The following is a 23,704-nucleotide window of genomic DNA, read 5'->3' as shown; positions in this document are numbered from 1 at the left end:
CTGCCGATGAGCAGCAAGATGAGCTGGGGTAATCCCGCCTGGCGGGCGGTGACCGGCTGGGACATGCGGGCCTCGCTGGGTTACGGGGGGATGTGGCACGCATCACTGTGGACATCGGCCGTGGTGCGCGGAAGACGGAACTTTCTGATACCGCCCATCCATGTCGTGGATTATTCCGAGGCGAGCACCCACATCACCGCCGTGACGGCGCCCGCGTCGTGCCTGGCCCGTGCCTGGGCCTGGATTCGTCTGATCGCCCGCCGGATGGCGCGGTTGCCCGCGATCGGTGCGGGTACCGGGGTGAGGGCCGGGGCCGCCGAAGTGACCTTTCGCGACGAGGACGTTCCTCGGTCGTACCGTTGCTCCGCGGATCGCGGTCGCGACCGGGTCAGCGGGTGAAGCTCTCGCGAAAGCTCGTGGCGCTCATACCGAAGTGCGCCCTGAAGCGGCGGGCGAAGTGGTTCTGATCCGGCCAGCCGACCAGGTACCCGACGCGCGACACCGGGTGGTCGGTCTGCATGAGCAGCGTCGCCGCCGTCTCGGCCCGCAGGTGGGTGAGGTAGGCCATGGGGGGCATGCCGACGCTCGCCTTGAACAGACGGACCAGGTATCCCGGTGTCAGGAAGGAGGCGTCGGCCAGCTCGCCGAGTGACCAGCCGTGCCCGAGGTCGTTTTCCATCCGCCGGATGACCTCGGCCACCGCGGGGGGAATCGCCGGCTCGGTCGTGTCGTCCTGATCGGGTGGGCCGGTCCCGGCGCGGGTGAGCGCGCTGAGGAACAGCAGGAGCCGTCCGATGAGATCGGCACGGTGGGTCGTCGCGGATTCGGCGGTCAGCTCGCGCAGGGTATCGAGATGCATGACGCAGTCAGCCAGTGCCCGCGGATCGAGGACCGGTTCCCGGCGGCCCGGGATCGTCGCCTCTCGGCCGGCTGCGGGAACATCCGGCTTCTTCCGGTACGGTCCATCGCGTCCGGCGTCGTCGCCGAACAGCCGGGTGAGAAGCGGATCATCCCTGATCCAGGCCAGCTCGCGCAGGAGCAGACCGAGCCGCAGGCCGCAGGCGTACAACTCCAGCCGGTCGCACTCCTCGTAGGCGTGCGGTGTTCCGGCGGGCAGGAGGATGACGCTGCCCTGCCGGACGCGGTGCCTTCCGACGGGCGTGCGGTGGATCGCCTTCCCCGCCGTGACGACGGCGATTTCGGCATGGGGGTGCGCATGAGGGGGCTCGGTCACCGATCCGGGCTGGAAGCGGTCGATCCGCAGATCGAGGGGGCCGGTTTCCTGGCAGGTCGTCTGAGCGCTCCTGGCATGGGTCCGGTACGGAGCCACCCGGTGGCGCGCATGCGGGGTGGTCGGCTGCCCGCCGTTCACGAGATCACCGTGCCCGAAGCGGGAGCGGTGGCGGCCGGAGAAGCTCTCCGAGGAGCGGATTCGCCTCACCGGTGGGAGAACCGGCGGGAAACGCGTTCACCACGAGTCTCCTTTCGCGGGGGCGAAGGCCCGGAGCCCGGCAGCGCGAACGGGCAGGAGGCGGACGGCGAACGTCCGCAGGAACGTGGAGAGGAGAGGCTTCTCCGGGCCCGTTCGCCCTTATGGTTCTCATCACTCTGCGACAAGCGGGAAGATTTGGGAAATAGATAAGTCGGATAACCGCATTCGCCAGGTGGATGGCCAGGTGGCATCCCGCCCCCCCTTTTGCGGGAGGTCATCCCGGTGGGCGCCGTCCGTCAGGCGGTCCCGCCGGGTGTCCCGGGCCGAAGTTCCTGGCGGAGTTCGTCGCTCAGCGTGACGGACCGGTGGGTGAAGCTCTTGCGGTAGCCGGAGGGGTTCATGCCGAAGTGGGCCTTGAATCTCCTGGCGAAGTAGTTCGGGTCTCCCCAGCCCACCTGCTCGCCGATCTGGGCGATCGGCCTGTCGTCGAGCAGGAGCAGGGCCGCGGCGGTCTCGGCCCGCTGTCTGGCCAGGTACGCCATCGGCGGCAGCCCTGTCGCGGTCGTGAACAGGCGTACCAGGTATCGCGGGGTCAGGTGCAGGTGCTCGGCCAGCTCCGTCAGCGTCCAGTCGTGAGCCACCCTGGCCTCCATCAGCCGCATCGCCCGCATGACGGCCGGATGGGCGGGGCCGGCGGACTCCTGGGCGCCCTCCCGGGTCCGGGCGGCGGCGCGCGCGAGGTTTCCCAGGAGCACCGACAGGTGGCCGATGATGTCGCCGCGGTGGCGGGAGATCGGGCGCGTGTGCAGCCGCTCCAGCCCGTCCAGGTGGGTCAGGCACTCCTGCAGGGCGTCCTCGGAGAGGTTGAAGGAGAGTGTTCCCCTGCAGCCCATCGAGTACGGGCCGGTCCACAGCAGGTAGCCCAGCAGCGCGTCCTCCCTGATCCAGGCGAGCTCCCGGTTCAGCAGCTCGGCGCTGAAGCAGCAGTTGTACAGCTCCAGCCGGTCGCACTCCTCGTACCCGTGCCAGGCGCCGGGCCGCAGCAGGACGACGTCTCCGCGGCTCAGCGGCTCCCGGCCCGTCGTCGTGTGGTGGACGGCGCTGCCGCCGGTGACGACCGCCACCTCGACGAAGCTGTGGGTGTGGGTGTGGAAGAAGCCGTGGTGGAGGTACCGGCCGGCGTAGGCGAGCGAGCCGTCGGTGAAGTAGAGCAGCCCTTCTGCCTCCGCCACCGGATCGTTATGCATGGGCGCACCCTACCTGGCCCCACCTCACCAGCCGAGGTGAATTTCGTGCTACTAACTGGCGAATAGCGGCCTATCCGCCCGAGCTCTGCAGGGTGCACGATCCAGTGCACACACCGAGAAACCTGCTGGAAACATCCGGCGCTGGACTAGGGGCTTTCGCAGCCGATTAAAACGTTCCACCGGCCGGGCCACGCGGGATGCCGCACGGGCCCCTCGCCGGGGGCGTTCGGGGGTTCGGCGGCTCACGCGCACAGCCTCACCGCCGCGGTCGTCCGGCCAGTCTTAGCAGAACCCCAGGGAGACGAAGTGAAACTCAAGGCATCACTGGCGCTGATCTCAGCGTCCCTCCTGCTGACCGCCTGCGGTAACGGCTCGGGCTCCGAGCCCGCCGCCGACGGCGGCCCGGTCACCCTGTCCTTCCTCGTCGACAAGGACCCGCTCACCCTCGACGGGGCCACGGCGCTCGCCGACGCCTTCATGAAGGCCGACTCCTCCGTCAAGATCGAGCTGGAGACCCGGCCGGGGGGTACCGAGGGCGACAACATCGTCAAGACCCGGCTTTCCACGGGCGACATGGCGGATGTGTTCTGGTACAACTCCGGCTCGCTGCTGCAGGCCCTCAACCCCGCCCAGAGCATGGTCGACCTGACCGGCGACGCGGTGCTCAAGAACGTCCAGAAGGACTACCTGCCGGTGGTCAGCCAGGCCGGCAAGGTCTACGGCGTGCCGGCCGGCGCCGGCATGGGCGGCGGCATCCTGTACAACCGCACGGTCTACGACAGGCTCGGCCTGAAGGTGCCCACGACCTGGGCCGAGTTCATGGCCAACAACGAGAAGATCAAGGCGGGCGGGATCACCCCGGTGATCACCACCTTCAAGGACACCTGGACCTCGCAGCTGTTCGTGCTGGGCGACTTCCACAACGTCCAGGCCGCGGTACCGGACTTCGCGCAGAACTACACCGCGGGCACGGCCAAGTTCGCCACCACCCCGGCCGCCCTGGCGGGCTTCGAGCACCTGGCCGAAGTGCACGCCAAGGGGTATGCCAACAAGGGCTTCGGCTCGGCCACCAACGAGCAGGGCCTGAAGATGCTGGTGGAGGGCAAGGGGGCGCACTACCCGATGCTCAGCGCCACGCTGCCGCCCCTGCTGAAGGACAACCCGCAGGTCGCCACCGACATCGGCTTCTTCGCCGTCCCGGGCGCCGACGCGGCCACGAACGGCGCGACCCTGTGGGAGCCGCCGGGCATCTACATCGCCAAGAGCACCGAGCACCTGGACGCGGCCAAGAGGTTCCTGGCCTTCGTCGCCTCACCCGCCGCCACCGAGGCGGTGGGCAAGGTCGTCAAGCCCGCCGGACCGTACCGGATCGAGGGCGCCAAGCTCCCCGACGATGCGATCCAGGCGGCCAAGGACCTGCAGGCCTACATCGACAAGGACGCCAGCACGCCCGCCCTGGAGTTCCTGTCCCCGGTGAAGGGGCCCTCCCTGGAGCAGATCACCGTCGCCGTCGGCTCGGGACTGACCCCCGCCGCCGAGGGCGCCGCCCAGTACGACAAGGACGTGGAGAAGCAGGCCAAGCAGCTGGGACTCGAAGGGTGGTAACCAGGCAACGGCCGAACACCAGGGCGGCCGGACCCCGCGGCGCGGGGTCCGGCCGCCCGGCCCGGCGCGCCCACGCCCACCGCCGGTGGAAGGCCGGTCCCGCCTACCCCTACGCCCTCTACCTGCCGGCCGCCGTCGTCTACATCGTGATCTTCCTCATTCCGACGGTGATGGCCTTCTACTTCGCCCTCACCCGCTGGACGCTGTTCGACAGCGAGTTCGTGGGCCTGGACAACTTCCGGGACTTCCTGGCCGAGCAGAACCTGAGCGTCGGTTTTCGTAATACCGTCGTCTACGCGGCGGTGACCAGTGGCCTGAAGGTCGTGCTCGGGCTGGGCCTGGGGGTGCTGCTCACCTCCAAGCTGCGGCTGCGCGGGTTCCTGCGCTCGGTGGTGTTCTTCCCGGTGCTGGTCTCCACGGTCGCGGTCGGCATCACCTTCAGCGTGCTGCTCAACCCCGACACCGGGCTGGTGAACCAGGTCCTGGCGCTGGTCGGGATCTCCGGCCCGGACTGGCTCGGCGACGCGGGCACCGCGCTGCTGTCGGTGGCGCTGGTGGACGTCTGGAAGGGCGTGGGCCTGGCCACCGTCATCTACATCGCCGGGATCCTGTCCATCCCGCAGGACTACTACCAGGCGGTCGCGGTCGACGGCGGCAGCGCCTGGCACCGGTTCCGGCACATCACGCTGCCGCTGAGCTGGCCGGCCACCTACTCGGTGATCATCCTCTCCTTCATCGGCGGCCTACGCTCGTTCGACCTGATCTGGACGATGACCCGCGGCGGTCCCGGCTTCACCAGCGACGTCATCGCCTCGATCATCTACAAGCAGTACCAGGCCGGCTTCTTCGGCCTGTCCACCGCGGGCAACGTGCTGCTGTTCGTCGTCGTCACCGCCATCGTGATCCCGCTCAACTGGTTCCTGGGCAGAAGGCAGGTCGCCCCATGAGAAGCCTGCGCAAGACCGGCGCCGAGGTGGCCGCGCTCGTCGTGGCCGCCGTCGTCTTCCTCGTCCCCTTCTCATTCATGCTGCTGACCGCCGTCAAGGACAGCAAGCAGGCCGCCGACCTGGACTTCTCCTGGCCCACCAGCTGGCCGATCGTGGCCAACCTCATCGAGGTGATCTCGGCACGGGACTACGTGCTGCTGCGCGCCTACGTCAACAGCACGATCCTCACCGTGGCGTCGGTGGCCCTGATCGTGGTGTTCGCCGCGATGGCCGGCTACGTCCTGCAGCGGCGAGCCGGGAGGATCGGCACGCTGGCCAACTTCCTGGTGCTGTCCGGGCTGATCATCCCGCCCGCGATCGTGCCGACCATCTGGCTGCTGCAGGCGATCGGCCTGTTCAAGACGATGCCCGGATTGATCCTGGTGGAGGTCGCCTTCGGCCTGTCGTACGCGGTGCTGCTGTTTCGCGCGTTCATCGCGGCGATCCCCCGGGAGCTGGACGAGGCCGCGATGATCGACGGCTGCGGCGGCCTGACCCTGTTCTTCAAAGTGATCTTCCCGCTGCTGCGGCCGGTCACGATCACCGTCGTCCTCACCCAGTCGGTGGCCGTCTTCAACGACTTCGTCAACCCGCTCTACTTCCTGCCCGGCGACGAGAACGCCACCGTGCAGGTCACCCTCTACAACTTCCAGAGCCAGTACAGCACCCAGTGGAATCTGCTGTTCATGGACATCGTCCTGATCACCATCCCGCCGCTGCTGGCCTTCGTCTTCTTCAACCGCAAGATCGTGGCCGGCATGACCGCCGGCGCGGTCAAGGGTTGAACATGAGGAGCACCACGTCCGTGTCCTTCCTGAACGTCACCGCCCCCGGCTACGAGCACCACCGAGACCCCGTGGGCATCGGCGAGAGCGCCCCGCGCCTGTCGTGGACGGTCCGCACCGACCTGCCCGGCTGGGTTCAGCGGGCCTATGAGATCGAGCTCGACGACGGGAGCGCGACCGGGCCGATCGAGTCCGGGCAGTCCGTGCTGGTCGGCTGGCCGGGTACGGAGCTGGTCTCGCGCGAGCGGCGCGGGACACGGGTGCGCGTGCACGGATGCGACGGCTCGGTCAGCGACTGGAGCCCCTGGTCCTGGGTGGAGGCGGGCCTGCTGGAGACGGCCGACTGGCGGGCGGGCGCGACCGCGCCGCCGCCGGAGCTGCTGGGCGCGCCGGACGGCCCCGCGCCGCTGCTGCGGCGCGAGTTCACCGTGCGCGCCCCGGTGGCCGCGGCCCGCCTGTATGTCACGGCCCATGGCCTGTACGAGGTCGAGCTCAACGGCTGGCGCGTCGGCGACGACGTGCTCGCACCGGGCTGGACCAGCTACTCCCATCGGCTGCGCTACCAGACCTTCGACGTCACCGCTCTGCTGCGCGAAGGCGGCAACGCCGTCGGCGCCACCCTGGCCGATGGCTGGTTCCGCGGCAAGGTCGGCTTCGAGGGCGGCCGGACCCGGGTGTACGGCGAGCACACCGCGCTCGTCGCCCAGCTGGAGATCCGCTACAGCGACGGCACCGTTGACGTGGTGGTCACCGACGAAGACTGGCGCTGCGCGCCGGGTCCCGTCACCGCCGCGAGCCTGTACGAGGGCGAACGCCACGACGCCCGGCTGGAGCAGCGCGGCTGGTCCTCACCCGGCTTCGACGACTCGGACTGGCAGGCGGCCCGCGTCGTGCCGCACGATCCCGCCCTGCTGACGGCGCCGACCGGTCCCGCCGTGCGCCGCATCGAGCACCGGGCCCCGGTGAGGGTCCTCACCTCACCCTCCGGCAGGACGATCCTCGACTTCGGGCAGAACATCGCCGGACGGCTGCGCATCCGGGTCCGCGGCGAGGCCGGCCGTACCGTCACCCTGCGCCACGCCGAGGTGCTGGAAGACGGTGAGCTGTGCGTGCGCCCGCTGCGCGCCGCCTCCTGCGTCGACACCTACACCCTGCGCGGGGGCGGCGTCGAGGAGTGGGAGCCGCGCTTCACCGTCCACGGCTTCCGCTACGCCGAGGTCGACGGCTGGCCGGGCGAGATCGGCCCGGCCGACGTGCGCGCGGTCGTCTGCCACACCGACATGGAGCGGACCGGCTGGTTCGAAAGCTCCGACGAGACCCTGGACCGGCTGCACGAGAACGTGCTGTGGAGCATGCGCGGCAACTTCGTCGACATCCCCACCGACTGCCCGCAGCGCGACGAGCGCCTGGGCTGGACCGGCGACATCCAGGTCTTCGCCCCCACCGCCGCCTTCCTGTACGGCTGCGCGGGAATGCTGACCTCCTGGCTGGCCGACCTGGCGGCCGAACAGGCCGAGCTCGGCACGGTCCCGGTCTACGTGCCGTGGGTCCCGCTGTCGTTCCCGGCCGAACCCGTCGCCGCTTGGGGTGACGCGGCCGTCGTCGTGCCCTGGACGCTGTACGAGCGCTACGGCGACCTGGAACTGCTGCGCGGGCAGTACCCCAGCATGAGGGCCTGGGTCGACCAATGTGCCGAACGCGCCGGCGATGACCACCTGTGGAACACCGGCTTCCAGCTCGGTGACTGGCTCGACCCCGCCGCCCCCGCGGAGCGTCCCTTCGAGACCCGTACCGACCGTTTCCTCGTCGCCACCGCCTACCTAGCGCACTCGGCGCGCCTGCTGTCGGAGACGGCCTCGCTGCTGGGCGAGGAGAAGGACCACCGCCGCTACGGCGACCTCGCCGACCGCGTGCGCGCCGCTTTCGACGCCGAGTACCTCTCGCCCTCCGGGCGCCTGGTCGGCGACTCGCAGACCGCCTACGCGCTCGCTCTGCGGTTCGATCTGATCGCCGGGGCCGGGCGCCGTGCCCGCGCGGGTCGGCGGCTGGTCGAGCTCGTGCGCGAGAGCGGCCACCGCATCGGTACCGGTTTCGTCGGCACCCCGCTCATCTGCGACGCCCTGGTCGCGGCCGGCGCCGTCGACGACGCCTACCACCTGCTCATGCGGCGCGAGTGCCCCTCATGGCTGTACCCCGTCACCATGGGGGCGACGACGGTCTGGGAGCGCTGGGACAGCCTGCTGCCCGACGGCACGGTCAACCCCGGCGACATGACCTCCTTCAACCACTACGCGCTGGGCGCGGTCGCCGACTGGCTGCACCGCACCGTCGCGGGCCTGGCCCCCGCAGCCCCTGGGTACCGGCGCATCCTGGTGCGCCCGCTGCCCGGCGGGGGTCTTCGCCACGCGCGCGCCGCGCTCCGCACCCCCTACGGCAGGGCGCAGGTGCGCTGGCAACGCTCCGGCGGCCGACTCGACCTGGAGGTCCTCGTCCCCGTGGGGGCGACGGCCACGGTGGTCCTGCCCGACGAGCCCGGAGGGGAGATCGAGGTCGGCGCGGGACGCCACCACTTCGCGTGTGCCTTCCGCGACGCCGACGACGACCCGGTCGCCGAGCGGCCCGCCTTCTTCGGCCCGCCGGGCCCGCGGCCGGACGACACCGCGGACCTGGTCGTCGAAGGCGCCTGAGACGGCCCCGAGAACGCCGGGAAGAACGCAAGAACAGGGAGACAGCACCGGCATGACAGCCGCCGAGCCGTACCGGGACTCGTCCCGTTCCGTCACCGAACGCGTCGAGGACCTCCTCGCCCGGATGACCCTGCGAGAGAAGGCGGGACTGCTCTTTCACGACATGGCCACGCTGGACGACACCTTCCCCGAACCGGTCGCCACCCGCGTCGGCGAGCGGCTGATGAGCCACTTCAACCTCGTCGGCGGCGGCTCGCCCCGCGAGATCGCCCAGTGGCACAACCGCGTCCAGCAGGAGGCGCTCGCCACCCGGCTCGCCATCCCCGTGACCGTCTCCAGCGACCCCCGCCACTCCTTCTCCGACACCCCCGGGATCGCCGCGGCGGCCGGGGCGTTCTCCCGGTGGCCCGAGCCGCTGGGCCTGGCCGCGATCGGCGACGAGGCGCTGGTCGAGCGGTTCGCCGACACGGTCCGCCGGGAGTATCTCGCCGTCGGCATCCGCCTGGCCCTGCACCCGCAGCTCGACCTGGCCACCGAACCGCGCTGGGCCCGCGTGAGCGGCACCTTCGGTACGGACGCCACCATGGTCTCCCGCCTGGCGCGGGCCTACATCCGGGGACTGCGCGGCGATGCTCTCGGCCCGCGGAGTGTGTCGTGCATGGTCAAGCACTTCCCGGGCGGCGGGCCGCAGAAGAACGGCGAGGACCCGCACTTCCCCCACGGGCGCGAGCAGGTCTACCCCGGCGGCCGTTTCGAGTACCACCTCGCCCCCTTCGAGGCGGCCCTCGCGGCGGGCGCCACCCAGGTCATGCCCTCGTACGGCGTACCTGTCGGCACGCCGTACGAGGAGGTCGCCTTCGCCTTCAACAAGGGGGTGATCACCGGGCTGCTGCGGGAGCGGTACGGCTTCGACGGTGTGGTGTGCACCGACTGGGGTGTGCTGACCGACGGGTCGTTTCGCGGCGAGCCGATGCCCGCGCGCGCCTGGGGGGTGGAACACCTCACCCCGGCGGGTCGGGCGCGACGGGCACTGGAGGCGGGCGTCGACCAGTTCGGCGGGGAGCGCTGCCCGGAACTCGTCGTCGAACTGGTCGGCGACGGCTCCGTCACCGAAAGGCGCGTCGATGGCTCCGTGCGCCGCCTGCTCCGGGAGAAGTTCACGCTGGGCCTGTTCGACCGGCGGTTCGTGGACCCGGACGAAGCCGAGGAGGTCGTCGGCCGATCGGAGTTCCGGAATGCCGGGCTGCGGGCGCAGAGCGAGGCCGTCACCGTTTTGAAGAACGGCGCGCTGCCGCTGCGCGCGGGAGCGAGGATCTACTGCGAGGGTCTCGACGGCCGAACGGCCGCGGCCTACGGCGAAGTGGTCGCCACCCCTGATGACGCGGAGGTCGCGCTCGTCCGGCTCGCCGCGCCGTACGAACCGCGGCCCGGCGCGTTCGAGTCGTTCTTCCACGCGGGAAGCCTGGCCTTCCCCGACGCCGTGATCGGCCGGCTGCGGGACCTGGCCGGCCGGGTACCGATCGTCGTCGACGTCCACCTGGAGCGTCCGGCCGTCCTGTCGGAGATCGCCGAGGCCGCGGCCGCGCTGCTGGGGAGTTTCGGCGCCTGTGATGAGGCCCTGCTGGACGTCGTCTTCGGCCGTCGCGTACCTCGTGGCAGGCTCCCCGTCGAACTGCCCCGGTCGATGGAGGCGGTGCGTCACAGCAGGTCCGACGTCCCTGGTGACACCCAGGATCCTGTCTTCCCGCTGGGGCACGGCCTGGAGTTTCCCGATGACACCCACTGGCAGGCTCAGGACGGGACAGCGGCGTCAGCATGAGTTTCCACAAGATTAAAACGTTTTATCCACATGACCGCCCGAAGAACGGAGCCACCATCATGATCCAGAGGGACCAGACGAGCACCGACGACGTCAAGCGAGCGCTGCGAGCACAGCACATCGAGACACCGTCATGGGCGTACGCCAACTCCGGGACCCGCTTCAAGGTGTTCTCCCAGCAGGGCGTCCCCCGTGACCCGTACGAGAAGATCTCCGACGCGGCCCTTGTGCACCGGCTCACCAGTGTGGCTCCTACTGTGGCGTTGCACATCCCCTGGGACAAGGTGGATGACTACGCCGCCCTGGCCGCCCACGCCGCCGACCAGGGGATCGCGCTGGGAGCGATCAACTCCAACGTCTTTCAAGACGACGACTACAAGCTGGGCTCGGTGACCAACCCCGACCCGCGCGTGCGCCGCAAGGCCACCGATCACCTGCTCGAATGCGTCGACATCATGGACGCCACCGGCTCGCGGGACCTGAAACTGTGGTTCTCCGACGGCACCAACTACCCCGGCCAAGACGACATCCACGCCCGCCAGGACCGGCTGGCCGAGGCGCTGCGCGAGGTCTACGACCGTCTCGGCGCCGACCAGCGGATGCTCCTGGAGTACAAGCTCTTCGAACCGGCCTTCTACACCACCGATGTGCCGGACTGGGGCACCGCCTACGCCCACTGCCTGGAATTGGGACCCAGGGCCCAGGTCGTCATCGACACCGGCCATCACGCGCCGGGCACCAACATCGAGTTCATCGTGGCGTTCCTGCTGCGGCAGGGAAAGCTCGGCGCCTTCGACTTCAACTCCCGCTTCTACGCCGACGATGACCTCATGGTCGGCGCGGCCGACCCGTTCCAGCTGTTTCGGATCATGTACGAGATCGTGCGGGCTGACGCGCTGCGGCCGGAGTACGGCATCGCGTTCATGCTGGACCAGTGCCACAACATCGAGCCGAAGATCCCCGCGATCATCCGTTCGGTGATGAACGTCCAGGAGGCCACCGCCAAGGCCCTGCTGGTGGACCGCGACTCGCTCGCCGCCGCCCAGCACTCGGGTGACGTGCTCGGCGCCAACGCCGTCCTGATGGACGCCTACAACACCGACGTGCGGCCACTGCTGGCCGACCTGCGCGTCGATCTCGGCCTGGACCCCGACCCGATCGCCGCCTACGCCCGCTCCGGGTACCTCGAGAAGATCTCCGCGGAACGTGCCGGCGGACAGCAGGCTGGCTGGGGCGCCTGAACTCCGAACCCGCCCATCTCACCGGCACCTCTCTCAGGAAGATCATCATGACCAATCCCGCAGTGCACGATCTGCTGGCCCGTAGCAACCGGCTCGGCGCCGACCCCCGAAACACCAACTACGCCGGCGGCAACACCTCCGCCAAGAGTGAGACCATCGATCCCGTCACCGGGACCTCGGCAGAACTGCTCTGGGTCAAGGGCTCCGGCGGCGACCTGGGCACCCTGACCGAGGACGGGCTGGCCGTGGTGCGCCTGGACCGGTTGCGCGCCCTCGCGGACGTCTATCCCGGGGTGGAACGCGAGGACGAAATGGTCGCCGCGTTCGACTACTGCCTGCACGGCCGCGGCGGGGCCGCGCCCAGCATCGACACCGCCATGCACGGCCTGGTGGAAGCCGCGCACGTCGACCACCTGCACCCCGACTCCGGCATCGCCGTCGCCACCGCCGCCGACGGTCCCGCGCTGACCAAGGAGATCTTCGGCGAGCGGGTCGTCTGGGTGCCCTGGCGGCGCCCCGGTTTCCAGCTTGGCCTAGACATCGCCGCCGTCCACCGGGCCAACCCGCGGGCCATCGGGATCATCCTCGGCGGCCACGGCATCACCGCCTGGGGTATGAGCAGCCAGGAGTGCGAGCGCAACTCCCTGGAGATCATCGAAACCGCGGCGCGGTACATCGCCGAGCACGGCCGGCCCGAGCCGTTCGGTCCTGTCGTTCACGAGCCCCTGGCCCAAGACGAGCGCAGGGAGCGGGCCGCCGCCCTCTTCCCGGTCCTGCGCGGCCTGGCCTCAACCGACCGGCCGCAGGTCGGCCACCACACCGACACCGACGTCGTCCTGGACTTCCTCTCCCGCGCCGAGCACCCCCGGCTGGCCGCGCTCGGCACCTCCTGTCCCGACCACTTCCTGCGCACCAAGATCCGGCCGATGGTGGTGGACCTGCCGCCCACCGCGCCACTGGAGGACGTGATCGCCCGCCTCAAGGAACTGCACGCCGCCTACCGCGAGGACTACCGCGCCTACTACGAGCGGCACGCCGTACCCGGCAGCCCCGCGATGCGCGGCGCCGACCCGGCGATCGTCCTGGTACCCGGTGTGGGCATGTTCAGCTTCGGCGCCACCAAGCAGACCGCCCGGGTGGCGGGCGAGTTCTACGTCAACGCCATCAACGTGATGCGCGGCGCCGAGGCCGTCTCGGCGTACGCGCCGATCGACGAGGGGGAGAAGTTCCGGATCGAGTACTGGGCGCTGGAGGAGGCCAAGCTCCAGCGCATGCCCAAGTCCAAGGCGCTGGCCACCCGGATCGCTCTCGTCACCGGCGGCGGGTCCGGCATCGGGCGGGCGATCGCCCACCGGCTGGCCGCCGAGGGCGCGTGCGTCGTGGTGGCCGATCGCGACGCCGAGGCCGCGGCGAGGGTCGCCGCCGAGCTCGGCGGCACAGACACGGCGCTCGCCGTCACAGCCGATGTGACCGATGCGGGCGCGGTGGCGCGGGCGGTGCGGGCGTCGGTGCTGGCGTTCGGCGGGGTGGACCTGGTGGTCAACAACGCCGGGCTGTCGGTCTCCAAGCCGCTGCTGGAGACCGATGAGTCCGACTGGGACCTCCAGCACGACGTCATGGCGAAGGGCTCGTTCCTGGTCTCCCGCGAGACGGCCAGGGTGATGGTCGCCCAAGGTATGGGGGGTGACATCGTCTACATCTCCAGCAAGAACTCGCTGTTCGCCGGTCCGAACAACGTCGCCTACGGTGCCGCCAAGGCCGACCAGGCCCACCAAGTGCGGCTGCTCGCCGCCGAGCTCGGTGAGCACGGTATCCGCGTCAACGGCGTCAACCCCGACGGTGTGGTCCGCGGTTCCGGGATCTTCGCCGGCGGCTGGGGAGCTCGGCGCGCGGCCGTGTACGGCGTGCCCGAGGAGGAACTCGGCGCCTTCTACGCTCAGCGCACCCTGCTCAAGAAGGAGGTGTTGCCAGAGCATGTGGCGAACGCCGTGTTCGTGCTGACAGGCGGGGAGCTGTCGCACACCACCGGCCTGCACATCCCGGTCGACGCCGGCGTCGCCGCGGCGTTCCTACGATGACAGCGGCGCCCCCAACGCTCCCCTCCCGCACGGCCGGCGGCGACCTCGCCGTCGCGGCCGTCGACCTCGGCGCCTCCAGCGGACGCGTCATGGTCGGCCGCCTCAGCTCCGGCCGACTCGATCTGACCCAGGCGCACCGCTTCGCCAACGAGCCAGTCCGCGTAGGCGCCACCCTGCACTGGGACATCCTGGCGCTGTACGCGGGCGTGCTGCGGGGACTGCGCGCGGCCGGACCGGTCACCGGCATCGGCGTCGACTCCTGGGCGGTCGACTACGGGCTGCTGGACCTCTCCGGCTCGCTGCTGGGCAACCCGGTGCACTACCGCGACGCCCGCACCGACGGCGTCGCCGACCAGGTGGCCGAACGGCTCGGCGCCGAACGCTTGTACGCCACCACGGGCTTGCAGCACCTGCCCTTCAACACCCTCTACCAGGTAGCCGCCGCCACGGGCACGCCCCAGTACGAGATGGCACACCGGCTGCTGCTCATCCCCGACCTGCTCACCTACTGGCTCACCGGCGAGATCGGTGCGGAGGTCACCAACGCCTCCACCACCCAGCTGTACGACCTGCGCCACCGCGCCTGGGCCTTCGACCTGATGGTCGAAGCGGGCATCAGGCCGGAGCTGTTCGCGCCGCTGCGCGAGCCCGGCACCCGGATCGGCCCGGTGCTGCCCGGGGTCGATGTGCCCGGTAGTCCGCAGGTGGTGGCCGTCGCCTCACACGACACCGCCTCGGCCGTCGTAGCGGTGCCCGCCTCCGCGGAGCACTTCGCCTACATCTCTTGCGGTACCTGGTCCCTGGTCGGTGTCGAGCTGGACCGGCCGGTGCTGAGCGAGGCGAGCCGACGGGCCAACTTCACCAACGAGGTCGGCGTCGACGGCACCATCCGCTACCTGCGCAACGTCATGGGGCTGTGGCCGCTGCAGGAGGCGCTGCGTTCCTGGGGCGAAACAGACCTGCCCGGCCTGCTGCGCCGGGCAGCCGAGCAGCCGGCGTTCACATCCCTGGTCGACCTGGACGACCCGCTCTTCCTGCCGCCCGGCGACATGCCCGCCCGCATCGCGGCCCTCTGCCACGCCACCGGCCAGCCCGTGCCGCGGACCCCGGCTGCCACGGTGCGCTGCATCCTCGAAAGCCTCGCCCTGGCCCACCGTCGCGCCGTACGGCAGGCCCAGGAACTGTCCGGCAGGCACGTCGACACCGTGCACATCGTCGGCGGCGGCGCTCGCAACGCGCTGCTGTGCCAGTTGACCGCCGACGCCTGCGGCCTACCGGTGGTGGCCGGACCGGTGGAGGCCACCGCGCTGGGCAACGTGCTCATCCAAGCCCGCGCCGCGGGTGTGACCGGCCCCGGCCTGCCGGACCTACGGGCCCTGGTCCGCGACACCCAACACCTTGTGCGATATGAGCCAGGCGGCGACGCCCGTGCGTGGACGGCGGCGGAGACCCGTCTGAGGGGCAGGGAATGAGCTGCACGTCGTTCTGTTCGTGACCCGTCCCATGGATACGTCCCGGACCGCCCGCTCACCCGGCTCCGTGGGAAATCAGTCGCCGCAGCCGGATCGAGATCGTGAGGCCTGCTCACGCAAGGTGTACGCGTACCGGCAGCGAGCGCCAGGCGCGCAAGGTGTTGTTGTGATGACGTCGGGGCGAGACGGTGATCTCGAAGCGCTCGACCCTGTGGGCCAGCGCGGCCAGCAGTGCCTCGGCCTCCAGCCGGGCGACGTGCTGGCCGACACACTGGTGCAGGCCCATCCCGAATCCGACGTGCCCAGAAGGATCGCGGGACAGGTCGAAGACGTCGGGGTCGTCCCAGCGGCGCGGATCGCGGTTGGCCGCCGCGAGGAACATCAAGATCTTCCTGCCCTCGGGGATGACCGCGTCGCCGATCCGGACGTCGCGGTCGGCGGTGCGAAAGAAGGTCTGCACGGGCGACTGCCAGCGCACGGCCTCGTCGAACGCCACTCGCGCCAGGCTCGGATCCTCACGTAGCCGCCGCCACTGGTCAGGGTGGGTGGCGAAGGCGTACAGCACGGCCGCCAGGCCGTGGACGGTGGTGTCGACCCCAGCAGACAGCAGGGAGCGCACCACCAGCGGCGCCTGCGCGTGGGTGATGTCACCGTGGTCGGCCGCCGCCCATATCTGCGCACCGAAACCGCCGCCGGCCAGCACCTCGCGCCGGCATTGGGCGTTGACCCAGGCCGTCAACTCGCCCACGCGGGGATCGCCCTTGGCCACCAGGTCGTTGGCCGGGCCGAAGGCGTTGAAGAGGTGGTCGCCATAGGGCAGGAGGTTCTCCCGGCCCTCGCGGGGAATGCCGACCACGTCAGGGAACACCCGCAGCGGGAACGCCTCGGCGAGCGCCGTGACCGCGTCGAATTCCCGCTCGGCCAGTACCTTCTCCACCAGGCTCTCGGCCTCGGCGAACCATCGCTCGCGCAATCTGCGCAGCGCCCGCGGACCAAGAATCCTGGTCAAGACGGTGCGCGGGGCATCATGCCGGGGCGGATCGGCCTCCAGCAGCAGGCTGGGCGGACGCCATGGCTTCTCGTGGCGGAAATTACTCAGTCCCACTCCGGCCCCGGAGGGAAAGTTCTGCCAGTCGGTCAGCGCGGCGTGCACATGCTCGTGACGGGCGAGAGCGTAGACGTCGTATCGGGGCAGGTGGACCACAGGGCCGGCGGCCAGCAAGGCGGCGTGCAGCGGCACGGGATCTTCCAGCACGTCATGGGCGAACGGGTCGGCGTCGAGCACCGGCAGGGCGGTCATGGCGGGATCCTTCACAGATCGAGGACGAGGCGGTCGGAACGGGATCGGGAGACACAGACGAACATGCAGTCCCCGGCCGCTCGTTCGGCGTCCTCCAGCAGTGCGTCCCGGTGATCCGGCACCCCCTCCAGCACGCCGGTCTCGCAGGTGCCGCACAGGCCTTGCCGGCATGAGGACAGCACACCGACTCCGGCGTCGTTGATCGCTTGCAGGACGGACTGGCCGGGAGCGACCGTCACCGACAGTCCCGAGCGGCGCAGTTCGACCTCGAACGGCTCGTCGCGGGCGGGCGCGCCCACGTTCTTGGCCGTGAACCGTTCGGTGCGCAGTGATCCGGCGGGCCAGTGCGCCGCCCGCCGCTCCACCGCCTCCAGCAGCCCGACAGGGCCGCAACAGTAGACCCTGGTGCCGGGCGCGGGCCGCTCGGGCAGGCCGAGCAGGCCGCGTTCGTCCTGCGGGGCGAGGGTGACCCTGTCGCCGTAGCGGGCCAGCTCGTCGGCGAAAGCCATCGACGCCCGGGTCCGCCCTCCATACAGCAGATGCCAGTCCGTGTTCAGCAGCTCCGCCTGGTAGATCATGGGGAGTAACGGCGTGATGCCGATGCCGCCGGCGACGAACAGGTACCGCTCGGACGGGACGAGGGGAAAGTTGTTGCGCGGCCCGCCGATCGCGACCGTCTCTCCCTCGGCCAGTACGTCGTGGACGTAGGCCGATCCGCCCCGGCCCTCCGGCTCACGAAGCACGCCGATCCGATAGGTGCGCGGATCCCAGCGGTCGCCGCACAGCGAGTACTGGCGGGTCAGCCCATTGGGCAGGATGAGGTCGACGTGCGCGCCGGGCGTCCAGTCCGGAAGCCGACCGCCGGACCGGTGCTCCAGGGTCAGTGCCACGACACCGTCGGCCACCTGCGTCTTCGTTGCGACTCTCAGGTCCAGTGAGGTCATCGGTTCTCCTCGGACGGGATGCGGAAGGCGTACACGACCAGCCCGCCGACGGCCAGGACCACGGCCACCAGCAGGTAGAGCTGCCCGGCTCCCCAACCGGCGTCGAGCAACCACCCCGCCACCAGCGGAGACACGATCGCGCCGATCCTGCCGACGCCGATGCCCCAGCCGACGCCGGTCGCGCGCACCTGCGGCGGGTAGATGGACGGGGTCAGGGCGTACAGGCCGGCGACGCAGCCGTTGATGAACAACCCGATCAGTACGCCCAGCGTGAGCACCAGGGCGTACACCGAGATGGCGGGCACGAATACCGCCAGCAGCGCCGCCGTGGCGAGCGCGTAGCCCAGAAGTACGCGCCTGAGCGCGAAACGAGCGGCCAGCAGGCCCAGCAGCGTGGTGCCGAAGATGCCGCCGAGATTGAGCAACAACCCGCCGGTGATGCCTTGGGTGGCCGACATCCCGGCCTCCACCAGCAGTTTGGGGGTCCAGCTCGTGACGAAGTAGAAGCCGAACATCACGGCGAAGAAACCCGCCCACACCAGCAAAGTGTTGCGACGCTGGGCCCGGGAGAGGATCTGCTGGATGCGGGGCGCCGGCTCGGCGGCGGACGGGTGCTCGGGCATCGATTCCAGCCGGGGCCGCCCCATCCTGGTCAGCAGGCTGTTGAGCCGGTCGAGCGCGCGCGGCGAGCGCTGGGTGAGCAGGAAATCCAGCGACTCGGGCAACCGCCACAGCACCACGCCGATGAGCAGAGCGGTGGCGATGCCCCCGAAGGCGAACACCGACCGCCACCCCGACGAGTCCTGCAACGCCACCGCGACGACGCCGCCCACCGTGGCGCCGACGGCGTACCCGGTGGAATTGAGACTGACGGCCAAGCCGCGCCAGCGCCGGTTGGCGTACTCGGCGGCGATGACGTTGCTGCTGGCCAGGATGCCGCCGATGCCGATACCGGTGAGGACACGCAACAACCCCAGTTGAACGGCGTTCTGGCTGATGGCCGACAGCAGCATTCCGGAGGCGGCCACCACCAGGCAGGCCAGGATCAGCGCGCGCCGTCCGATCCGGTCGGCCAGCGGCGCCAGGAACAGCGATCCCAGCGCCATCCCGGCCAGTCCCGCGCTGAGCAGCAGGCCCAGTTGCGAGCCCGACAGGGACCACTCGGCCGACACGGTGGCGGCGGTGAAGGACATGACCAGGACATCGAAGCCGTCCAGCACGTTCAGCAGGACGCACACGGCGATCGCCGACCATTGCAGGCGCGACATCGGGGCCTCGTCCATACGAGCGCGCGACACCTCAGGATGAGTGCGCATCTAACCGGCCTTTCGGGGGGTGGGTTAGCAGCCGATGATGAGCCTGTTACGGGCGCCCTTCCACCGCACATCCATTCAATGGACGACGGCGCGCCAAAAGGACCCTGACCAGCGATGATGGAAAGCATGGCCAGATCGTCCAGCGGTGAGTCGGTACTGACGCGCGCCGTGCGCATCCTTGAGGCGTTCAGCCCTCAAGAGCCGATGCTGACGGTGAGCCAGATCAGCCGCAGGGCCGCGCTGCCGCTGGCCACCACCGTCCGCCTGGTCGAGGAGCTGACCCGGCATGGGCTCCTGGCCCGAGACGAGCAGCGCCGGGTGCGGATCGGCAACCGGCTGTGGGAACTCGCCCAGCGGGCCTCACCGGTACGCACGCTACGGGAGACCGCCATGCAGTTCATGAGCGATCTGCACAGCGTGGTCGGCCACTCCGCGCAACTCGGCATCCTCGACGGCGAGGAGGTGCTGTTCATCGAACGCCTCATCGCGCCGGGCGCGGTCGTCACCGTCACCCAGATCGGCGGGCGACTGCCGCTGCACGCCTCATCGGCGGGCCTGGTCCTGCTGGCGCACGCTCCCGCCGACCTCAGGAACCGGGTGCTGCGCGGGCCGTTGCAGCCGTACACCCCGCACACGATCACCGACCAGCGGACCCTGCGCACGGCCCTCGCAGAGGTACGCCAGAACGGGTTCGCCTTCTGCCCGGGCCACATCCGCCCGAACGCCACCGGGATCTCCGTGCCGGTGCGGGTAGCCGGACGCGTAGTCGCCGCGCTCGGCCTGGTAGTGCCCAACGAGGAGCACGCATGGTCACTGGCCCGGCCACTGCAGATCACCGGGATGGCACTCAGCCGAGCCCTCGACGTGCAGGCCGGCCTGTCGCAGCAGATCGAGCCGTAGCGGACGCCGGAAGGCACCCGCCTCAGCCTTCGGATGAACCACACTGGGTGGGTGCAAAGTTGTCCCTTTGAGGTACATCAAGAGCGTCCATAAAAACCGGGGCGGTTCAGGTCGTTGTCTGGCTCTGCTGTGGTGGATGGGCTTCGCTGGCCTGGCTAACGAGGAGCTGGCTGATTGTCTGCTGCGCGGCGGCTTCGCGTTGTTCGGCGGCCTGGGCGCGGTGGTCGGCCTGCTCCAACGCCTGCTGCAAGGTCCCTAATTGGGCGGTGGCCACCGCGGCGGCGGTCCGGGCCTCGTCGCGTTGGTCACGGATCTGCTGCAGAGCCTGAGCTTGGGCGGTGAGTTCCTCACGGACCCGGCCGGTCTCGGCGCGCGCCGCCTCAGCTTCCTGGTACGCCTGCTCACGGGCGACCTCAGCGCGTTCGGCGCGGCTACCAACGGCTTTCAGGTCGGTACGCGCTTGATCAAGAGTGGTGGTCTGCTCGGCCAGCGCTGATTTCAACGTGGTGGTCTGCCGATCGTGTTCGGCGGCTGCGGCGGTGGCTTGTCGGCGTTCGGCGTCCAGGACTCCCTGTAAGGCGTCGCGCTCAGAGGTGGTCCGCCGGATTGTGCGCTCAGCGGTGGCGACGCGTTCGGCAGCTGCCGTGGCGTCCTGCTGGGCGCGAGCGCGTTCGGATTCGTGCTCACCGGCCGCGCGCCAGGCCGCCCGTTCGGACTCCTCGGCACGTTGTTGCGCCGCAGCGGCCTGCTGGACGGCCTTCTCACCTGCGGCGATCGCAGCCTCGGCCTTGTCTTGGGCGGCAGCGACGCGCCGTTCGGCTGCGGCGATGTGTTCAGTGGCGCGCTGTTCGGCGGCCGCGGCGGCGGCCCGGGCCTCTTCCGCGGCCTGTTCGGCAGCGTCGATCTGAGTGAGCGCACCGGTGGTGGCCGCGGTCAGTGCCTCGGTGAAGGCGGCCAGCTGAGTCGTCCACTGCTCGCCCGCGCTCAGCAGATCGCCGCTCAACGCACCAGTTCGCCGTAGTGCTTCGGTGACCAGCGGTGTGTGGGCGGCGGTGCGGGCGCGGTGCGCGGCGGCGCGGCAGGCGTCCCCGCAATACAGCGCCGGACGGCCACTGCGGCTGGAAGGCTCCAGCCGGTTGACGCACCCAGAACGGGCGCACATCCGTCCGGTATCGGAGGTGTCGCTACTCATGTCGAGGTTCACGGGATGCTCAAGCGTGCCGGAAGGGCCATCGATCACTCAATGAGATTATCAACGTACCGTTCGCGAACGTTTGATTTTCGTACGCGCAAAAATGAAAACCTAAGGACGGTGCGCGTTCGGGCTGACCCGCGATAACATCACTTATCGCGGGTCAGGGCGACCCCCTCGAAACGAGGCCTTTGGAGGCTGCCGAGTGACGGATGACGGACATCGCGAGAAACCGCTCACCGGGCAGGTCGTCCGAGTGGGGGAGCGGGGGCCGGAGAGCGCCATCACGACCGCCGACGGAAGGCGGTACACCGCGGCGGACCACGTGCTCAGCGAAGAGGCCCGGGCTCGCATCGCCGACGGTGTCCCTCCCAACACCCGGCGTGCGTATGAACGCCAATGGACCGCTTTCTCCACCTGGTGCATCGAGCACGGCCGGGTCGAGATGCCCGCCACCGGCAACACGCTGGCCGAATACGTCGAGACGCTGTGCGCGGCCGATCGGGCTCCCGCCAGCATCGAGCAGGCCATCGCCTGCGTGCGCACCATGCACCGCCTGGCCGGCCACCACAACCAGCCTTTCACCGACGCCGCCCGCCTGGGACTGCGCGCCTACAAACGCGCCCGCGCCGAGGCCGGCACCCGCGGCCAGCGCGAAGCCCCACCGGTAGGCATCGACGCGCTGCGCGCCATGGTCAGCGCCTGCGACCTGAACACCCGCACCGGCCTGCGCGACCGGCTCCTGCTGGTGCTGGGCCTGGCCCTGATGGGCCGCCGCTCCGAGCTCGTCGCCCTGACCTGCGACGACGTCCGGCAGGTCCCCGACGGGTTGGAGGTCACCATCCGCACCTCCAAAACCGACAAGGACAGCCGCGGCGAGACCGTCGCCATCCCGCGTGGCAGCCACCCCCTGACCGACCCCGTCGCCGTCTGGAGCGACTGGATCACCGTGCTCACCGAGGCGGGAGAGACCTCCGGGCGGCTGCTGCGCCGCATCGACCGCCACGGCAACCTCGGCCCCCGCCTCGGCGCCGACGCCGTCAACGTCATCGTCCGCGACCTCGCCGTCCGCGCCGCCGTCCCCGGCGCGGACACCTTCACCGCGCACAGCCTGCGCGCCGGCGGCGCCACCGTCGCCTACGCCGCGGGCGTCCCCGTCTCCGTCATCGCCAAACACGGCCGCTGGGCCCCCGCCTCCCCGGTCGTCCTGCGCTACATCCGCGCCGTCGACCGCTGGCGCGACAACGCCATGCGAGGCGTCGGCCTGTGAGCCCACCCGAAACCGGACGACACCCCCGGACCTTCACCGATCCCTTCGTCCCGCCTTCCCGGAGACGTCGCGTTATGTCAGTTACGCTGAGTCATGGCCAGTGTTCAGCGGCAGGGAATCCCCGTGCCTCGTAGCGGCGGATCCCGCCATCATTTCTAATTTCGTTTCGAACGAATGAAAAGATGATCGTTTGCAAACGGTACGGTGTACCCTTTGCGGGTGAGCGACGACTCCTCCCACGCGACCGAGACCGATCGGGCCCACGATGCGAGTCTGGACGATGCCGATACGGGGCGTGTGTGCGCCCGTTCGGGGTGTGCCAACCGGCTCGAGCCGCTGGGCCGCGGTGGCCGTCGCAGCGGCCGTCCGGCCCTGTACTGCGGAGACGCCTGCCGCGCCGCCGCGCACCGTGCCCGCACCGCCGCCCACACCCCGGTGGTCGTCGAAGCCCTGCGCCGCACCGGCGCGCTGAACGGCGATCTGCTGAGCGCGGGTGAGCAGTGGAGCGCCCAGCTGGCCGCCTTCACCGAAGCGCTGACCGCCGCGACCACCGGCGCGCTCACCCAGATCGACGCCGCCGAACAGGCCGCCGAAGAGGCCCGCGCCGCCGCGGCGGCCGCCGAGCAGCGCGCCACCGAACGCGTCACCGCCGCCGACCGGCGCGCCGCCGCCGCCCACGACAGCGCCGAGGCCGCCATCGCCGCAGGTGAGAAGGCCGTGGAGAAGGCAGCCGCGGCGCAACAGCGCGCCGAGGAGTCCGAACGCGCGGCCTGGCGTACGGCCGGCGAGCACGAATCCGCCCGGGCCCGCGCCCAGCAGGACGCCACCGCGGCCGCCGAGCGTGCCGCCGCCGCCGAGCGCGCGGTCCGGCGGATCACCTCCGAGCGCGACGCCCTGCAGGGGGTCCTGGACGCCGAACGCCGCCACAACGCCACCGTGGCCGCGGAACACGACCGGCAGACCGCCACCCTGGAAAACGCCCTGGCCGACCGCACCGCCGACCTCGATCAGGCGCGTACCGACCTGAACACCACCACCGGTCGCGCCGAGCGCGCCGAGCGCGCCCGCGAGAAGGCCCACCGGGAAGCCGAGGCGGCCCGCGCCGAGACCGGCCGCGTACGCGAGGAACTCACCGCGCAGCTCACCCGCCTGGAGGAGGAGCTCGCCACCGAACGTGCGGACCTGCGGCGAACCCAGGCCCAGCGCGACCAGGCACAGACCGCGATCGCGGTGGCCGACACCCGGCTGAAGGCTCTGCGGCAGGCGCTGGAACGGGCCGAACACCGCGCCCAGGCCGCCGAACAGCGCGAAGCCACCGCCCAGCAGACGATCAGCCGCCTCCTCACCCTTCGGACACCTCCGCAGGCCCCGTCAGCCGAGGATCCGGGTGCCATCCCGCCTCATGAGAACTTCCCTGAGCGCCCCTGAGA

The 23,704-nt window shown here is 70.4% G+C and carries 18 protein-coding genes; 12 read left to right on the top strand and 6 right to left on the bottom strand.

What is annotated here, in order from left to right:
• The first annotated feature begins 6 nt into the window (after positions 1-6).
• Positions 7-399, top strand: a complete 393-nt coding sequence (locus tag ACVCAG_RS22945; protein ID WP_447190261.1) for a hypothetical protein — start codon at positions 7-9, stop codon at positions 397-399.
• Here ACVCAG_RS22945 and ACVCAG_RS22940 read toward each other — a convergent pair.
• Both ACVCAG_RS22940 and ACVCAG_RS22935 read right to left on the bottom strand, forming a co-directional pair.
• The gene (locus ACVCAG_RS22940; RefSeq protein WP_447190260.1) at positions 389-1,441 is read right to left on the bottom strand and encodes an AraC family transcriptional regulator; all 1,053 of its coding nucleotides are present in this window, start codon (positions 1,439-1,441) and stop codon (positions 389-391) included. The genes ACVCAG_RS22945 and ACVCAG_RS22940 overlap by 11 nt on opposite strands.
• 287 nt (positions 1,442-1,728) lie before the next feature.
• Entirely contained in the window at positions 1,729-2,679 is a 951-nt protein-coding gene (locus tag ACVCAG_RS22935; protein ID WP_440086009.1) for a helix-turn-helix domain-containing protein, read from the bottom strand.
• 306 nt (positions 2,680-2,985) lie between these two features.
• On the opposite strand from ACVCAG_RS22935, the gene ACVCAG_RS22930 reads away from it, so the two are divergent.
• Genes ACVCAG_RS22930 through ACVCAG_RS22895 form a run of 8 tightly spaced genes read left to right on the top strand, consistent with a single transcriptional unit; the run spans position 2,986 to position 15,352 of the window.
• Complete coding sequence (locus ACVCAG_RS22930) at positions 2,986-4,284, top strand: extracellular solute-binding protein (RefSeq protein WP_440086010.1); 1,299 nt, start codon at positions 2,986-2,988, stop codon at positions 4,282-4,284.
• A complete protein-coding gene (locus tag ACVCAG_RS22925) occupies positions 4,278-5,231 on the top strand; it encodes an ABC transporter permease subunit (RefSeq protein ID WP_440086011.1) in 954 nt (317 codons plus the stop codon). The genes ACVCAG_RS22930 and ACVCAG_RS22925 overlap by 7 nt, the downstream gene beginning before the upstream one ends.
• Complete coding sequence (locus ACVCAG_RS22920; protein WP_440086013.1) at positions 5,228-6,055, top strand: ABC transporter permease subunit; 828 nt, start codon at positions 5,228-5,230, stop codon at positions 6,053-6,055. Before ACVCAG_RS22925 ends, ACVCAG_RS22920 begins: the two co-directional genes overlap by 4 nt.
• A gap of 2 nt (positions 6,056-6,057) precedes the next feature.
• Positions 6,058-8,742, top strand: a complete 2,685-nt coding sequence (locus tag ACVCAG_RS22915; protein ID WP_440086014.1) for a family 78 glycoside hydrolase catalytic domain — start codon at positions 6,058-6,060, stop codon at positions 8,740-8,742.
• A gap of 52 nt (positions 8,743-8,794) precedes the next feature.
• Positions 8,795-10,561, top strand: a complete 1,767-nt coding sequence (locus tag ACVCAG_RS22910; RefSeq protein ID WP_440086016.1) for a glycoside hydrolase family 3 N-terminal domain-containing protein — start codon at positions 8,795-8,797, stop codon at positions 10,559-10,561.
• Positions 10,562-10,620: 59 nt separating this feature from the next.
• Entirely contained in the window at positions 10,621-11,802 is a 1,182-nt protein-coding gene (gene rhaI / locus ACVCAG_RS22905; protein ID WP_447190259.1) for an L-rhamnose isomerase, read from the top strand.
• A 47-nt stretch (positions 11,803-11,849) separates the two neighbouring features.
• Positions 11,850-13,880, top strand: coding sequence for a bifunctional aldolase/short-chain dehydrogenase (locus ACVCAG_RS22900; protein ID WP_440086018.1), 2,031 nt, complete (start codon positions 11,850-11,852; stop codon positions 13,878-13,880).
• Complete coding sequence (locus ACVCAG_RS22895) at positions 13,877-15,352, top strand: FGGY-family carbohydrate kinase (RefSeq protein WP_440086019.1); 1,476 nt, start codon at positions 13,877-13,879, stop codon at positions 15,350-15,352. Before ACVCAG_RS22900 ends, ACVCAG_RS22895 begins: the two co-directional genes overlap by 4 nt.
• A gap of 112 nt (positions 15,353-15,464) precedes the next feature.
• Here the strand turns inward: ACVCAG_RS22895 and ACVCAG_RS22890 are convergent, their stop codons facing one another.
• Genes ACVCAG_RS22890 through ACVCAG_RS22880 form a run of 3 tightly spaced genes read right to left on the bottom strand, consistent with a single transcriptional unit; the run spans position 15,465 to position 18,864 of the window.
• A complete protein-coding gene (locus ACVCAG_RS22890; protein ID WP_440086020.1) occupies positions 15,465-16,652 on the bottom strand; it encodes a cytochrome P450 in 1,188 nt (395 codons plus the stop codon).
• 11 nt (positions 16,653-16,663) lie between these two features.
• A complete protein-coding gene (locus ACVCAG_RS22885; RefSeq protein ID WP_440086021.1) occupies positions 16,664-17,596 on the bottom strand; it encodes a 2Fe-2S iron-sulfur cluster-binding protein in 933 nt (310 codons plus the stop codon).
• Positions 17,593-18,864 (bottom strand): MFS transporter, encoded by a 1,272-nt coding sequence (locus tag ACVCAG_RS22880; protein WP_440086022.1) that lies wholly within the window; start codon positions 18,862-18,864, stop codon positions 17,593-17,595. Before ACVCAG_RS22880 ends, ACVCAG_RS22885 begins: the two co-directional genes overlap by 4 nt.
• A 174-nt stretch (positions 18,865-19,038) precedes the next feature.
• On the opposite strand from ACVCAG_RS22880, the gene ACVCAG_RS22875 reads away from it, so the two are divergent.
• A complete protein-coding gene (locus ACVCAG_RS22875; RefSeq protein WP_447190258.1) occupies positions 19,039-19,812 on the top strand; it encodes an IclR family transcriptional regulator in 774 nt (257 codons plus the stop codon).
• Between the two features lie 106 nt (positions 19,813-19,918).
• Here the strand turns inward: ACVCAG_RS22875 and ACVCAG_RS22870 are convergent, their stop codons facing one another.
• The gene (locus ACVCAG_RS22870) at positions 19,919-21,052 is read right to left on the bottom strand and encodes a hypothetical protein (RefSeq protein ID WP_447190257.1); all 1,134 of its coding nucleotides are present in this window, start codon (positions 21,050-21,052) and stop codon (positions 19,919-19,921) included.
• A gap of 157 nt (positions 21,053-21,209) precedes the next feature.
• Here ACVCAG_RS22870 and ACVCAG_RS22865 point away from each other — a divergent pair, with 157 nt between their 5' ends.
• Entirely contained in the window at positions 21,210-22,274 is a 1,065-nt protein-coding gene (locus ACVCAG_RS22865) for a tyrosine-type recombinase/integrase (RefSeq protein ID WP_440086025.1), read from the top strand.
• A gap of 219 nt (positions 22,275-22,493) precedes the next feature.
• Positions 22,494-23,702, top strand: a complete 1,209-nt coding sequence (locus tag ACVCAG_RS22860; RefSeq protein ID WP_440086026.1) for a hypothetical protein — start codon at positions 22,494-22,496, stop codon at positions 23,700-23,702.
• Positions 23,703-23,704: the final 2 nt, after the last annotated feature.

This window comes from Streptosporangium sp. G12, from assembly GCF_052983175.1.
The sequence above is the reverse complement of the archived record's forward strand: the minus strand, read 5'-3'. Positions and strand labels throughout refer to the sequence as shown.